The 14,163-nt window shown below is 54.2% G+C and carries 15 protein-coding genes; 11 read left to right on the top strand and 4 right to left on the bottom strand.

What is annotated here, in order from left to right; all coding sequences use genetic code 11:
- Positions 1-35 precede the first annotated feature (35 nt).
- The 8 genes from infB to OEZ10_08550 all read left to right on the top strand — a co-directional run bounded on the left by infB (position 36) and on the right by OEZ10_08550 (position 8,056).
- A complete protein-coding gene (infB, locus tag OEZ10_08585) occupies positions 36-2,534 on the top strand; it encodes a translation initiation factor IF-2 (protein ID MDH5633039.1) in 2,499 nt (832 codons plus the stop codon).
- Between the two features lie 41 nt (positions 2,535-2,575).
- Complete coding sequence (rbfA, locus tag OEZ10_08580) at positions 2,576-2,959, top strand: 30S ribosome-binding factor RbfA (protein MDH5633038.1); 384 nt, start codon at positions 2,576-2,578, stop codon at positions 2,957-2,959.
- 41 nt (positions 2,960-3,000) lie between these two features.
- Positions 3,001-3,921: a tRNA pseudouridine(55) synthase TruB gene (gene truB / locus OEZ10_08575; protein ID MDH5633037.1), complete on the top strand. Its 921-nt coding sequence runs from the start codon at positions 3,001-3,003 to the stop codon at positions 3,919-3,921.
- Between the two features lie 107 nt (positions 3,922-4,028).
- Positions 4,029-4,298 carry a 30S ribosomal protein S15 gene (rpsO, locus tag OEZ10_08570; protein MDH5633036.1) on the top strand — a complete coding sequence of 90 codons (270 nt, stop codon included), beginning with the start codon at positions 4,029-4,031 and terminating at the stop codon, positions 4,296-4,298.
- A 44-nt stretch (positions 4,299-4,342) separates the two neighbouring features.
- The gene (gene pnp / locus OEZ10_08565) at positions 4,343-6,439 is read left to right on the top strand and encodes a polyribonucleotide nucleotidyltransferase (protein MDH5633035.1); all 2,097 of its coding nucleotides are present in this window, start codon (positions 4,343-4,345) and stop codon (positions 6,437-6,439) included.
- A gap of 106 nt (positions 6,440-6,545) precedes the next feature.
- Positions 6,546-7,052: a YbaN family protein gene (locus OEZ10_08560; GenBank protein MDH5633034.1), complete on the top strand. Its 507-nt coding sequence runs from the start codon at positions 6,546-6,548 to the stop codon at positions 7,050-7,052.
- Positions 7,053-7,159: 107 nt separating this feature from the next.
- Positions 7,160-7,789: a hypothetical protein gene (locus tag OEZ10_08555; protein MDH5633033.1), complete on the top strand. Its 630-nt coding sequence runs from the start codon at positions 7,160-7,162 to the stop codon at positions 7,787-7,789.
- Between the two features lie 45 nt (positions 7,790-7,834).
- On the top strand, positions 7,835-8,056 hold the full coding sequence (locus OEZ10_08550; protein ID MDH5633032.1) for a DUF3565 domain-containing protein: 222 nt from the start codon (positions 7,835-7,837) through the stop codon (positions 8,054-8,056).
- Between the two features lie 40 nt (positions 8,057-8,096).
- Here the strand turns inward: OEZ10_08550 and OEZ10_08545 are convergent, their stop codons facing one another.
- The 3 genes from OEZ10_08545 to OEZ10_08535 form a co-directional block, all read right to left on the bottom strand.
- Positions 8,097-9,065, bottom strand: a complete 969-nt coding sequence (locus OEZ10_08545) for a hydrolase (protein ID MDH5633031.1) — start codon at positions 9,063-9,065, stop codon at positions 8,097-8,099.
- A 6-nt stretch (positions 9,066-9,071) separates the two neighbouring features.
- Complete coding sequence (gene acs, locus OEZ10_08540) at positions 9,072-11,036, bottom strand: acetate--CoA ligase (GenBank protein MDH5633030.1); 1,965 nt, start codon at positions 11,034-11,036, stop codon at positions 9,072-9,074.
- Between the two features lie 108 nt (positions 11,037-11,144).
- The gene (locus OEZ10_08535; protein MDH5633029.1) at positions 11,145-11,570 is read right to left on the bottom strand and encodes a hypothetical protein; all 426 of its coding nucleotides are present in this window, start codon (positions 11,568-11,570) and stop codon (positions 11,145-11,147) included.
- Positions 11,571-11,828: 258 nt separating this feature from the next.
- Here OEZ10_08535 and OEZ10_08530 point away from each other — a divergent pair, with 258 nt between their 5' ends.
- Positions 11,829-12,569, top strand: coding sequence for a hypothetical protein (locus OEZ10_08530; GenBank protein ID MDH5633028.1), 741 nt, complete (start codon positions 11,829-11,831; stop codon positions 12,567-12,569).
- 98 nt (positions 12,570-12,667) lie between these two features.
- On the opposite strand, the gene OEZ10_08525 is transcribed toward OEZ10_08530, so the two are convergent.
- Positions 12,668-12,973, bottom strand: coding sequence for a hypothetical protein (locus tag OEZ10_08525; GenBank protein MDH5633027.1), 306 nt, complete (start codon positions 12,971-12,973; stop codon positions 12,668-12,670).
- A 133-nt stretch (positions 12,974-13,106) separates the two neighbouring features.
- Between OEZ10_08525 and OEZ10_08520 the strand changes: the two genes are divergently transcribed.
- Both OEZ10_08520 and tsaB read left to right on the top strand, forming a co-directional pair.
- Entirely contained in the window at positions 13,107-13,490 is a 384-nt protein-coding gene (locus tag OEZ10_08520) for a cupin domain-containing protein (protein ID MDH5633026.1), read from the top strand.
- Positions 13,487-14,161, top strand: coding sequence for a tRNA (adenosine(37)-N6)-threonylcarbamoyltransferase complex dimerization subunit type 1 TsaB (tsaB, locus tag OEZ10_08515; protein ID MDH5633025.1), 675 nt, complete (start codon positions 13,487-13,489; stop codon positions 14,159-14,161). Before OEZ10_08520 ends, tsaB begins: the two co-directional genes overlap by 4 nt.
- Positions 14,162-14,163 lie beyond the last annotated feature (2 nt).

Here is a 14,163-nt window from a genome sequence, read left to right as displayed (position 1 = left end):
TTACTGCTACAGGTTGTTGAGAAATCGCGAAGTTTATGTCTGAAACTACAGTACAAGGTCTTGCCGAACAGATTGGCATCGAAGTCGAGAAACTGCTAGGCCAGTTAAAGGCTGCCGGTATCGAAAAGTCCCGTGCCAGTGACACGCTCAGTGATGACGAGAAAATGTCATTGCTGGCCTATTTGCGTGGCGGCGGTGATGCCGAAGCGCCGGGCTCAGGCAAACGAATCACGCTGAAGCGGAAGACGACCAGTGAAGTCACGCAAAATGTGCGTGGTGCGACCCGGACGGTCAAGGTGGCGGTGCGCAAGAAGCGTACATTTGTAAAGCGCAGCGAGATCGAACAGCAGCGCGCTGAAGAAGAAGCGCGTCGCAAGGCTGAAGAAGAAGCCAAGGCCCAGGCTGAAGAAGAAGCGCGTCGCAAGGCTGAAGAAGAAGCCAAGGCCCAGGCTGAAGAAGAAGCCAAGGCCCAGGCTGAAGAAGTGCCGACCACTGCCGACGAAACAGCGCCGGTTAAGGAGAAGCAGGACGAAGAGGTCAAGACCTCAGAGACCAAAGAGGAAGAAGCAGCAGAGAAAAAGGCTGGCCGCAAAAAACCTTCGCGCGATCGCGAAGAATTCCGGACCAAGGCCGAGCGCGAAGCAGAGCGTAAAGAGCTTAGCCTCAAGAGCGGCAGCAAGAATAGGGGCAAACCTGGCAAGACCAGATCTGCCGGCAGGGGCGCCAAGGTAGTGACCCAGCTTTCCGAAAAACACGGTTTTGAAAAGCCTACTGCTCCCGTAATTCGAGAAGTCATTATTCCTGAAACCATTTCCGTGGGCGAGCTTGCCCAGAGAATGTCGGTCAAGGCAGCTGAAGTAATCAAAATAATGATGACCATGGGCAGCATGGTCACCATTAACCAGATACTGGATCGTGAAACTGCATCAATCGTGGTTGAAGAGATGGGTCACAAGGTGCTGGCCGCGAAGCCGGACAATCCTGAAGCTCTGCTGGAGGCGGAAGAGCAAGGTCTCGAAGGCAGGCCACGTCCTCCCGTGGTAACTGTGATGGGCCATGTTGATCACGGCAAGACATCATTGCTGGATTTTATCCGGGAAACCCGCGTCGCCAGTGGCGAAGCCGGGGGTATCACCCAGCATATAGGCGCCTACCATGTTGAAACCGATCGTGGCGTTGTGACGTTCCTGGATACGCCGGGCCACGAAGCATTTACCGCCATGCGTGCACGCGGAGCCAAGGCCACCGACCTGGTTATTCTGGTGGTAGCCGCCGATGATGGCGTCAAACCGCAAACTATTGAAGCCATTCACCACGCGCGCAATGCCGAAGTACCTATTGTTGTTGCCATTAACAAGATCGACAAGCCGGAAGCTGAGCCTGACCGCGTCAGACAGGAACTGGTGGGCCAGGAAGTCATTCCTGAAGACTGGGGTGGTAACGAACAGTTTATTCATGTATCTGCAAAGACCGGTGAAGGTATTGACGCCTTGCTGGATGCGGTGTTGTTGCAGGCCGAGGTGCTGGAATTGAAGGCGCCTGACGAGGGCCGGGCAACGGGTATCGTGGTTGAAGCCAGGCTCGACAAGGGTCGTGGACCCGTCGCTACTATCCTTGTACAGCAGGGCACGCTGAAGAAGGGCGACATTCTTCTTGCCGGTCGTGAGTATGGCCGTGTTCGTGCCATGCTGGACGAAGCCGGCAGGCCGGTGGCGACGGCTGGCCCTTCCATCCCTGTCGAGATCCAGGGCTTGTCAGGTGTGCCCAATGCCGGCGAGGAGGTGACTGTCGTCCAGAGTGAGCGCAAGGCTCGCGAAATCGCGCTGTACCGCCAGGGCCAGTTCAAGGATGTTCAGCTTGCGCGCCAGCAGGCGGCCAAGCTTTCCAATATGTTTAACCAGATGACTGAAGGCGAAGTGCAGACACTGAACCTGGTTATCAAGGCCGATGTACAGGGCTCCGTCGAGGCACTGACTGATTCACTGGAAAAACTGTCAAGCGATGAAGTTCGCGTGAAAGTGGTTCACGGCATGGTCGGCGGTATCAATGAGTCTGACGTAAACCTTGCGGTCGCCTCTGGCGCAATCCTGATCGGCTTCAATGTTCGCGCTGATGCCGGTGCGCGCCGCCTGGTTGAAACGCATGATGTTGATCTTCACTATTACAGCGTTATCTATGACGCGGTGAATGAAGTGAAAGCGGCCATTGGCGGCATGTTGTCACCCGAAATCAAGGAGCAGATTGTTGGCCTGGCCGAGGTACGCGACGTGTTCCGCTCGCCGAAGCTCGGCGCCATTGCCGGCTGCTTTGTAATTGAAGGCTACGTCAAGCGTAACCTGCCGATTCGCGTATTGCGCGATAATGTCGTGATATTTGAGGGTGAGCTTGAATCCCTGCGTCGATTCAAGGATGACGTTGGCGAAGTCAAGGCGGGTACAGAGTGCGGTATTGGCGTCAAGAATTACAATGACGTCAAGGTGGGTGACCAGATCGAAGTATTTGAGAAGGTCGAAGTCGCGCGAACGCTTGACTAGTTCGCCAGCCAATCTGACTTAAACTGTAACGGCGACATTCCTTGGCACCAGGAAACTCTCAACGTGGTGATGGCACCAGGCCTCGCCGTATCGGCGAGGTCATCAGGCGTGGGCTGGCGGAAGTTCTGCGCCAGGATTTTGAGCACCGCAAGTCAGCTTATATAACTCTCACTGCAGTTGATGTATCTCCTGATCTTCGAAATGCCCGCGTCTTTTTCACGCTGATTGGCAAGGACAGTGATCCGGCTGAAATTGTGAAGGATCTTAACCGGGCGAGCGGCTACCTGCGCCATTGTCTTCGCGACAAGGTGGATTTGCGCGGCTTGCCAAAGCTGGTTTTTGAATATGATGTCGCTGTTGAGCACGGTTCTAAAATGGAGGACTTGTTCAACAGGATTCACCACGACGACAAACCCGACCAGTAGTCCGGGTTGCTCGACATTTTCCACGAGAGAGTTATATCGTTTTGGGCAGAAGAAAACGAAAGAATTGTATTGATGTAGACGGCATCCTGCTGCTCGACAAGCCACAGGGGCTCACCTCCAACGGCGCCTTGCAGGAGGTCAAACATGTTTTCAGGGCTTGCAAGGCCGGTCATACCGGCAGTCTTGATCCTATAGCGACAGGCTTGTTGCCGTTATGTTTTGGTGAAGGCACAAAGGTCAGCCAGTTTCTGCTGGATTCAGACAAGACCTATATTTGCGAATTCAGGCTGGGCCAGGAAACGGATACTTACGATGCGGACGGCCAGATTGTTGCCGAGCACGAGGTTAATGTATCGCGACGCGATGTGGAAAATGCGCTGAAACATTTTGTTGGTCGAATCGAGCAGCTGCCACCCATGTATTCCGCAGTCAAGATGAACGGCCAGGCATTGTACAAGCTGGCGCGCGAAGGTGTTGAGGTGGAGCGCCAGGCGCGAACAGTGACAGTTTATGATATTCGTGTGCTGGACTGGCCTGCGGATGAAAGCTGCCGGCTGGAAATCAATTGCAGCAAGGGTACGTATGTGCGGGCGTTGGTGCACGACCTGGGCCAGATGCTCGGTTGTGGCGCCCACATGACCGCCCTGCGGCGAACCCGGGTGGGCGAGCTGAGTCTTGACAATGCGGTCACGATCGACGAGATCCGGGATATTGATGAATTGGCTCGAGCGGCATTACTGGCACCCATTGATGATGCCCTGATGGGGCTGCCCGAGGTGACACTGACATCCCTGGCCACGCATTACCTGTTGCAGGGGCAGCCCATTTCCATGACCCATGGCCATGCGCCGGGCTGGGTGAGGCTGTACGAGCCTGACAGGCAGTTTCTGGGCATGGGCGAGGTATTGGATGACGGCCGGGTAGCACCCAGGAGATTGATGATTTCGCAGCAAAAGGCTTGAATTTGCTGGAAAAATTGAAAAAAAACAGGTTGAGAAGCGGTGTTGACGCAGTTAGAATACGCGCCTTCTGAAATTTGGTTCATTTTAACGGGAAGAGGTTTATTGAAATGGCTTTAACAGCTGATGACAAAGCGGGCGTGGTAAAAGATTACCAGCTCAAAGATGGTGACACTGGCTCTCCTGAAGTTCAGGTTGCACTGTTGTCTGCCCAGATTAATGATTTGAGTTCCCATTTCCAGGAACACAAACACGACCACCATTCACGTGTTGGTCTGCTGCGCATGGTAAACAAGCGTCGTAAATTGCTCGATTACCTGAAGGGCAAGGACATCAATCGCTACCGTTCATTGATCGATCGTCTCGGTCTGCGTAAGTAATTGAAAAATCAGATAAAATAGATAACCCCACCGGGAGCGGATTAGTGGCAAAAGTAAGCGTATCGTTCGACTATGGTAATCAGAAGGTAACTTTGGAAACCGGCGAAATCGCCCGCCAGGCCAGTGGCGCAGTCATGGCCAGCATGGGTGACACCGTGGTACTGGCAACGGCCGTTGCCGCAAAGGAAGGTCGTGGTGGGGATTTCTTCCCGCTCACCATCGACTACCAGGAGAAAACCTACGCCGCCGGCCGAATCCCGGGTGGATTCTTCCGTCGGGAAGGCCGTCCTTCCGAAAAGGAAATCCTGACCGCTCGCCTGATTGATCGCCCGATTCGCCCGTTGTTCCCCGACGGGTTCACCAACGAAGTCCAGGTCATTATTACCGTACTGTCCAGCGATCCGAATATTGACCCGGAAATTATTTCCATGATTGGCGCCTCCGCGGCCGTGTCCCTGACCGGCGCACCGTTTGATGGGCCTATCGGCGCAGCCCGTGTGGGTTACAAGGACGGCAACTACCTGCTTAACCCGACCATGGCCGAACTGGCGACATCTGACCTGGACCTGGTGGTTTCGGGTACCGACGATGCCGTGTTGATGGTGGAATCAGAGGCAAAACTGTTATCAGAAGAAATCATGCTGGGCGCCGTGGTATTTGGGCACGAGGCGCAGCGTACAGCTATTAGCGCCATACGTGATCTGGTTGCCCAGGCTGGTGTGCAGCCTTGGGACTGGGCCGCCCCGGAAAAGGACGAATCCAAGATGGCGAAAGTGGCCGAAATCGCGGAAGCGGACCTGGGCAAGGCTTATTCCATTGCCGACAAGATGGATCGTTACGCAGCCGTTGGCGAAGTGCGTAACCGTGTGGTTGCTGGGCTGTGTCCTGAAGGCAGCAGTGACGACGAAGTCGAAGCGGTCAAGGGCCTGTTCAAGAAACTGGAAAAGAAAATTGTTCGTGGACGCATTCTGCAGGGCGAGCCTCGCATCGATGGTCGCGATACTCGGTCCGTTCGACCGATTTCCATTCGTACCGGTATTCTGCCGCGCACTCATGGTTCCGCGCTGTTTACCCGTGGCGAAACCCAGGCGCTGGTAGTGACCACGCTTGGCACCAGTCGTGACGCGCAAATCATTGATGCGCTTGAAGGCGAACACAAAGATCCGTTCATGCTGCACTATAACTTCCCGCCATTCTGTGTAGGTGAAACCGGTCGTGTTGGTAGCCCGAAACGCCGTGAAATTGGTCATGGCCGCCTGGCAAAACGCGGTGTGGCCGCGGTGCTGCCGGAAATGGATGGCTATCCATACGTTGTCCGTGTTGTTTCCGAAATCACTGAATCCAACGGATCCAGTTCCATGGCTTCAGTGTGTGGCACATCGTTGTCGCTGATGGATGCCGGCGTACCCACCAAGGGGCCGGTTGCCGGTGTCGCCATGGGCTTGATCAAGGAAGAAGACAGGTTTGCCGTATTGACCGATATCCTGGGTGATGAAGATCACCTGGGTGACATGGATTTCAAGGTGGCCGGTACTGCTGATGGCGTGACTGCGTTGCAGATGGATATCAAGATCAACGGCATCACCAGGGAAATCATGGAAGTGGCCCTGAGCCAGGCAAAAGAAGGCCGCCTGCATATCCTGGGCGAGATGAACAAGGCGATTTCCGCGCCGCGTGAAAAACTGTCTGACTTTGCGCCGCGCATCATTACGTTCAAGATTAATCCTGAAAAGATTCGTGATGTTATTGGCAAGGGTGGTGCAACCATTCGTGCCTTGTGTGAAGAGACCGGCGCAACGATCGACCTGACGGATGACGGCACGGTGAATATTTCTTCTGTAGACGCGGCCGGCGGTGATGAAGCACGTCGTCGCATTGAACAGATTACGGCTGATGTTGAAGTTGGTATGGTCTACGAAGGCAAGGTTTCCAAGCTCATGGATTTCGGTGCATTTGTTACGATCCTGCCTGGCAAGGACGGCCTGGTACATATCTCCCAGATTTCGCAGGAACGTGTCGAGAAAGTCAGTGACAAGCTCAGTGAAGGAGAGATGGTGCGAGTCAAGGTGCTTGAGATTGATCGCCAGGGCCGTATACGCCTCAGCATGAAAGCGCTCGAGGAGAATTCCGAGACTGCCTGAGCCGTAGTTTGAAAATTTTTGTCACAACGGCAGAAAAAGGAGGCATTTGCCTCCTTTTTTGTTTTCTTAAGTCAAACTATATAGATAGGATAAGTGGAAAATTCTATTGAAACGCGGAAAACAGGATACTGTGCAAAAACTCGCAGAGCCGGGACTGGTGAGCCAGGTTACCGATACATCTGTCAGGTCAGGCGTCGATCATGGCACTGCGGATCTGCGGCTCCATAGTTCCGCGGCTGCACGGCTGTTGTACAGCGGGGCGGGCATTGTCGCCACCAGTCTTGGCGTACTTGGCGTCTTTCTTCCACTGTTGCCGACAACACCCTTTATTCTGCTGGCAGCATTTTGTTTTTCCAGATCGTCGCCAAAATTCCATGCAGCACTGTTGAGCAATCGCTATCTCGGTCCGCCCTTGCTTCAGTGGCGACAGAAGCGATGTATTGACAAGACCATGCGCCAGCGCGCCATGATGATAACGCTGGCAATGTTTGCAATAAGTATTGTGATTGTCGGCAGGTGGGATCTGCGACTGATGTTGGCAGCGATGTGTGTCATCCTGATCGGCGGGTTGCGACTGTTGCCCACCTGTGATGCCGGGTGCGGAGATTCCTGATTATTCATTCGGCCCGTTTTCATAAATTGTGAGCTGAAGATATCCTGATAATACAGGTTTGATTTTCCCGGTTAAGGTCTATAATTCCGGACTGTCAAGAACAAATCATGAAAGGTGTATTACTGATGCAGAACAAGAAAACAGGGATGGCGGCGTTTTTTGGCGGAGGTATGTTGCTTGTACTGGTTTCCATAGTGCTTGCACTAATTACTGCCACTGTTCAGCATAAATACGGGTTGGGCAAGGATGGTGCGCGACTGATGATTCGCATCACCGCTGCAGTATCAATGATCCTGTTCATGTTGTTGTTTTTGTCCGGCGCACTGAGCCGTTACCGGCCAGGACGTTTTAGTGACTGGGTTGCTGACAATCGCAGGTTTATCGGTTTGTCTTTCGCGACGTCGCACCTGGTGCACGGCGGATTCCTGTTGAGCCTGTTGCTGTATGGCAAGGATTACTTTCTATCAATTGTGCGCTGGGACACCATAGTCCTGGGTGGTCTGGCGTACGTGATCATTTTCATGATGGTTTTCACCTCCATTTGGCCGGTGCTGATGCAGCGAATGGCGTGGCTGAAGCCGTTTTATTTCTACAGCATGTATTACCTGTGGCTGATATTCTTTGCCACTTTCGCGGAACGGGCGTGGAGCAAGCCAGTGACTTATTTGCCCTATGTGCTGATTACCCTGGCCGCCTTGTGGCTCAATATCCGGGAAGTGCGTAATCGAAAACGCTGAGTCACCTGTCGCGCTGAATCTGCAACAGCCGGGTGATTGATCGTCTTGAAACAGCCTATAACAGGTTGGCACCTTGATGACGAAAACCAGTGGGTGGCAGAACTGGGCTGTGGTCATGGCAGGCATTTTCGTCACCAGCCTCCGTGGTCGGAACGATCCTGGGTATTGACCGAACCGGGAAGACAGCAGCAATTGGGCACCATGATTGACTGTCGTAAATGCGATAACGAGCAGGCTGGGTGGGGGCCGGATTCTCCTGACGACTAAGCAAACCCGTTGCCCGGTCGGTGTCGATCAACCTGCCTTGTTACCCGGCGATATTTGTCTTGATGTACTCTTTGATTCGTTGCTCCAGCCAGTACTTGGCCTTGCCGGGCACGGCTCCTGAGACAAACCCGACATGACCTCCGCGATCGTAGAGCTCCAGTCGGGCACCTGGTCCCAGTTCATCGGTCCGGGGGGTGACCTCGGGAGTCATAAACGGGTCATCGGCCGCGTGAATAATCAGGCTGTTGGCGGTAATGCCGCCAAGGTACTGTCGACAACTGCTCTGGTTGTAGTAATCATCGGCATCAGAAAAGCCATGTAGCCTGGATGTGATCGCGTCATCAAACTGACGTATGCTTCGCAGGCGCGAAAGTTCATTGGCTGTGACCGGCATTGCCATGGTTCTCATTTTTCGTGCAATGCGGGCCTTGAGTCGTTTCATGAAATAGTTTTCATAGATGCGAAACAGGCTGCCTGACAGTACGTCGGTACATGCCCCGAGGTTGAACGGCACGGAGACTGCGATTGCGCAGGCAATATCCGGCCGGGTTCGTTCTTCTCCCAGCCATTTCAGCAACATGTTGCCGCCAATGGAATAGCCGACAACAGCCAGTGGATGATCACCACAACTGGAAAGTGCATGCTTGACGATGTAATCGACATCTTCGGTGTCGCCGGAATGATAGGCTCTTGACAGCCGGTTGTCGTCTCCGGAGCAGCCACGCAGATTCATGACCACGCCGCGCCAACCTTCGTTTTCGATAGCCCGCATTAATCCGAGTGCGTAGGGTGACCGGCTGCTGCCTTCAAGCCCGTGAATGACCAGCACCGTGGGCTGACCGGAATGATCGCGGTTAACCCAGTCGAGATCGATGAAATCGGAGTCGGGAAGTGGTACACGTTCCCGCATGTAATTGGGTCGCGGCTGATACGCACTTAGCCGCGACCACAAGGTTTGCCCATGCCGGTTCCGACACCACCAGGCGGGCCTAAATCCACCGCGCTCCATGCGCTATCAGATTTCTCCGGCCAACTGTTTGACGATTTCCTCGTTCTCCAGTGTCGAGATGTCCTGGGTGATCTCTTCGCCGCGGGCAATGTTGCGCAACAGCCGGCGCATGATCTTGCCTGAGCGGGTCTTGGGCAGGTTGTCGGCATAGCGAATATCGTCAGGCTTGGCGATGGGGCCAATTTCCTTGGCCACCCAGTCGCGCAGTTCCTTGGTCAGGACGATTGCCGCATCACCGGTTGGGCGCGGGCCCTTGCAGACGACAAAGGCAAATATCGCCTCACCTTTGATGTCATCGGGACGGCCGACTACGGCGGCTTCAGCAACGCGCTCATGCGCTACCAGCGCGGATTCCACTTCCATGGTACCAAGACGGTGTCCTGAGACATTCAGCACATCGTCAATACGACCCATGATCCAGAAATACCCGTCCGCATCGCGCCGACAGGAGTCGCCGGCAACGTAATAGCGGTTGTCGAATTTTGCCCAATAGGTGTCAATGTAGCGCTGGTCGTCACCCCAGACCGTGCGCAGCATGGAGGGCCAGGGTTTTTTGATGACCAGGTAGCCACCCTTGTTGGCTTCTGTCACCGGGTTGCCGGCTTCATCGACGACGTCCACCGCGAGCCCTGGCAAAGGAATGGTGCAGGACCCGGGCTTGGTATCGACGGCGCCAGGCACTGGCGCGATCACATGGGCGCCGGTTTCCGTTTGCCACCAAGTATCGACGATCGGGCAGTTTTTCCGGCCAATAATTTCGTGATACCAGATCCAGGCCTCGGGGTTAATAGGCTCACCTACCGTGCCCAGCAAGCGCAGCGAAGACAGGTCGTAGCTGTTGGGGAAGCTGTCGCCGGCTTTCATCAGCGCGCGAATGGCGGTCGGAGCGGTATAGAAAATCGTGACCTTGTGATCCTGGACAATTTTCCAGAAGCGACCCGCATCGGGAATGACCGGGGCGCCCTCGTAGATAACCTGGGTGGCACCGGTTGCCAGGGGGCCGTAGGCCACGTAGCTGTGACCGGTGATCCAGCCGACATCGGCAGTACACCAGAATATGTCCTTGTCATTTATATCGAACACCCACTTCATGGTCATGATGCTATTCAGCAGGTAACCGCCGGTGGAGTGCTGGATACCCTTGGGTTTGCCGGTTGAGCCCGAGGTATAGAGAAGGAACAGCGGGTGTTCGGATTCAACCCATTCCGGTTCGCAGCTGTCGGCCTGGCCGTCGATGACGGCGTCCCAGGCGATGTCGCGACCATCGGTCATGGTGATTTGCTGCCCGGTGCGCTTCAGTACCACCACGGTCTTGATGGTGGCGCAGCCCTTGGTCATGGCCTCATCACAGGCTTTTTTGAGCTCCACGACCTTGCCGCCACGATTGCCGCCATCAGCGGTGATGACGGCTACGGCGCCGGCATCTTCGATTCGGTCTTTCAGGGACTCGGCCGAAAAACCGCCGAATACAACCGAGTGAATTGCGCCGATACGGGCACAGGCCTGCATGGCGACCACTGCCTCGGGTACCATGGGCATATAAATGACAACCCGGTCACCTTTTTTGATGCCCTGGGCTTTGAGGCCATTGGCAAAACGACATACATCGGCGAGCAGTTGCCGATAGGTAAAGCTGCGAATGTCACCTTTTTCACCTTCAAAAATAATGGCCGGCTTGTCGCCGCGTTCGGCGATATGGCGATCCAGGCAGTTGTGGGAAACATTGATTTTGCCATCGGTAAACCAGGCAAAATGAGGTGCCTTGGACGAGTCGAGCACCTTGGTAAAAGGGGTTTGCCAGTCCATTTCTTCTCGGGCCAAGCGGGCCCAGTAGCCCTCGTGGTCGGCTTCTGCCTCCGCGTACAGCTTGTCCATGTCAGCCTTTGAAAAGCTGGCAGCTGATTTAAACGCATCGCTGGCCGGAAAAATCCGATCCTCGGTCAGTATCGATTCGATATCTTGTTGTGACATTGGACTTTCTCGCTATTTTTTTGGTATGGGAAAGGCCATAAGCTACCGCGAAGTGTGCGGCTCTACAAGTCGAAAGGCGGATTTGGACTGGTTCGAAACGTGGGCCGGTCAGGCCCAGAGGCGCTGCCACCAGCGACGACGATTACCCGGAATAACTTCGCTGTGTTTCAGCGGTTCCGGTGGAATCCGAGACAGGATCCAGCCTGGCGGCGGCGGGTTTTCACTGTAGCCGCAGACGACACCCAGGTTGTTGGGGTCATAGATCTTCACGAATCCGGGATGAGTGCGATCATCTGCGTAGACGATCCCGCAATAGTCTTCATCGTGCTCGCGGCGAAGCAGGCTGTCGATTTCGTCGATGAAGCGCAGCAGTTCTTCCCGCGTACTTGGCTGCGTCGGCGCTGTTTCGCTAATGGCGTAAATGAACCAGTTGTTGTCCGCCTGGTTGCGCAGACAATTCCAGAATTCTGACAAGTTATCCCAGCTTAACAGGTTGATGAACCTGCCGCTCATGGCCTGGTGGAATGTGGTCATCAATTGTACGCCCCGTACTGTATCGCCCGGTGACGGCATTATGCCCCAACGAAACGTTCTTAGGTAGCAACGTTTCGGGAATACACAGGTTTATTGTCGTTGAATTGTTGTCAGATTGGCTGAACGGGCGGGCTAACGCGATATTCAAAAATCGGGTCGTCCGTACTTGTGGCCATTGTTACCATAAAATGTAACTTGGTGTATGGCGGGGATAATTTATTCCGGTCTTTACATTGACAACAATCAGGAGGACCAGGGATGGCAGATATCAGGAAGGCAGAACAAAGTTCCGGAAGGGATCGGAAGGAAGCCATGACAGCGTTACGCATTAATATGCGTCAACAGAATGACTGTCTTGAAGAAAGTGCGCATTGTGACAATGCCCGCAAGGCAATTATTACCAGCATGAAACCGGTTGTTGAGCTTGACCCGCCGTATTTCAGAAATTTTTTCAAACAGCATCAGGAGTTTGCCTCGAGTTTCAATGATTACAAGTTCGTTGAAGAATTATGCGTGGTGGTATGTGCCATCGAGGCCTGGGATAATTCCTTTGCACCGCAAGCCAGCGGTGATGATCCATACAGTGCCATTCCCTGGATTGGCGGCCTGAACCTGCATTTACATGCCAGCATGTATTTTGGTTTCAGCAAGCAGGACATGTTGCGTTGCTTTAAAATTGTTCAGGAGATGAAAGAGTATGAGCTGGACTGCCTGACGGACACTGACTTTGAATTTCCCGATCTCCAGCTAAAAGATTCCGAAGACTGGATGCTTTATTTTGTTGCCGCGATATGCATGAAGTTTCGCGAGGCCATATCAGTCATTGATATGCGGCGTACCGAGTTCGGGATTTCAGGCGAGCTGCGTTCGGATATTATCTCGTCGATCAAGTCCACATACTGGTGGCGTTACATGATGATGTCTCGCGCCATTGAGCCTGCTGCGGAAGGTCTGCCTGGCTCACAAGACAGTCCGGAACTGGAGCTTGAGCCTGTTTGAATCAGGCGGTAATTTGTCGCATTATTGATTGAAACCGATCGTAGCGATCTCGATCCACTGGTGAATCGAGATGACCGTTCAGGGCCGGGTTCGGCATGCTAATTGGCTTTTGTTTGTTTCTTGTAAGGCTTCAGAAGTTCCCGTGCACGAGTAGCCTTGCGTATGCACTTGGTATACGAGCCAAATTGCTTGGCCAGGGCGCCGTCGGTAAGAATGACAGTAATACGCGTAAACGATCCTGCATCAGATAGTGTGTCAGCCTTGGCGGCTTCCAGTTCCTTGTCAGCAATGTCCAGCTGTACTATGCATTTCTGTTTAAGAGATTCCTTGTCTTCGGCATGGGCTGGTGACAGCAGGAAGCCTGTGCCAACAAGCAGGATAAAGGATTGTATCAATAGTTTCATGGCAGCCTTTCCGGTCCCGGGTTCTTGTCTGAAAAGTTCAGGGAGATGACAGGCCGTGTTTCTCGTGCCTGCCCCCACATTGGGTGTATTATAGTGACCGCAACCTGATTTTAAAACCTGCAGCAAGGCTCCAATGTTAAATCAATACGACGAAAACAGGCCATATATCACCAAGGATGGCTCGATTATCAGGGAACTGATGCATCCTGACAGCCATGGTAATATTGCCCAAAGCCTGGCCGAAGCCGTGATTGAGCCGGGTCGCCATACCCGGCTTCACCTGCATCGCACAAGTGAAGAGCTGTATCACGTGACGCGAGGCAGCGGTGAAATGAGACTGGCCGATAAAACCTTGAGCCTGAGAACGGGCGACACAATCTGCATCAGGCCTGGCACGCCTCACCAGGTGTTTAACAGCAGTAGCGAGATGCTGCATATCCTGTGTTGCTGCGCCCCGGCCTATTCCCATGAGGATACGGTGTTGCTGCCCGATGAAACCGGGATGGTTGGCGAGTGAATATCCTGGCGCTGGAAACATCTTCGGAACTCTGTTCGGTGGCGCTGATGGTGGATGGCGAAGTTTTTGGTCGGGAGGCTCCTGACCGAATGCACTCAACATCAGTATTACCGATGCTGGATGCGTTGCTGGCCGAGACCGGGCTGGCGCTGTCAAAGGTGGATGCCGTTGCTTTTGGCCGGGGCCCCGGCATGTTTACCGGTCTGCGTATCGGGGCCGGTATTGCCCAAGGGATAGGCTTTTCAGCCGGTCTGCCTGTTATTCCGGTTTCGTCATTAATGGCATTGGCGGCGAGCGCTGAAGACGGATGCGTGTTGGCAGTACAGGATGCGCGCATGGGTGAGCTTTATTGGGCATTTTTTGAGAAAACCGGAAACAGCATGGAGTTGCTCGGCGAAGAAACGCTAGGCCCGGCATCGTCGTTGGTGTTGCCGGATCAGGTTGATAGCTGTTATGCGCTGGGCAGCGGTTGCGCTGCTGTTGGTGATGAAATCAGTCAGCGCCTTGGATCGGGCGTCAGCGGGTGTCGCGCTGACGCCTGGCCGCGAGCGACCGACGTCGCCCGGCTGGCCTCATTGAAGATGGAGCGTGGCCTTGTTTCGCCCGGCGATGCATTGCCGGTCTATTTGCGAAACGACGTAGCCAGGAAGAAAGGGCGGGGCGGGAGTTGAGC

This window comes from Gammaproteobacteria bacterium, from assembly GCA_029880545.1.
In the GTDB taxonomy this organism is placed as follows: Bacteria; Pseudomonadota; Gammaproteobacteria; order Acidiferrobacterales; family SZUA-150; genus JAOUOD01.
Note: the sequence above shows the minus strand (reverse complement) of the source record. Positions and strands in the feature narration are given on the sequence as shown.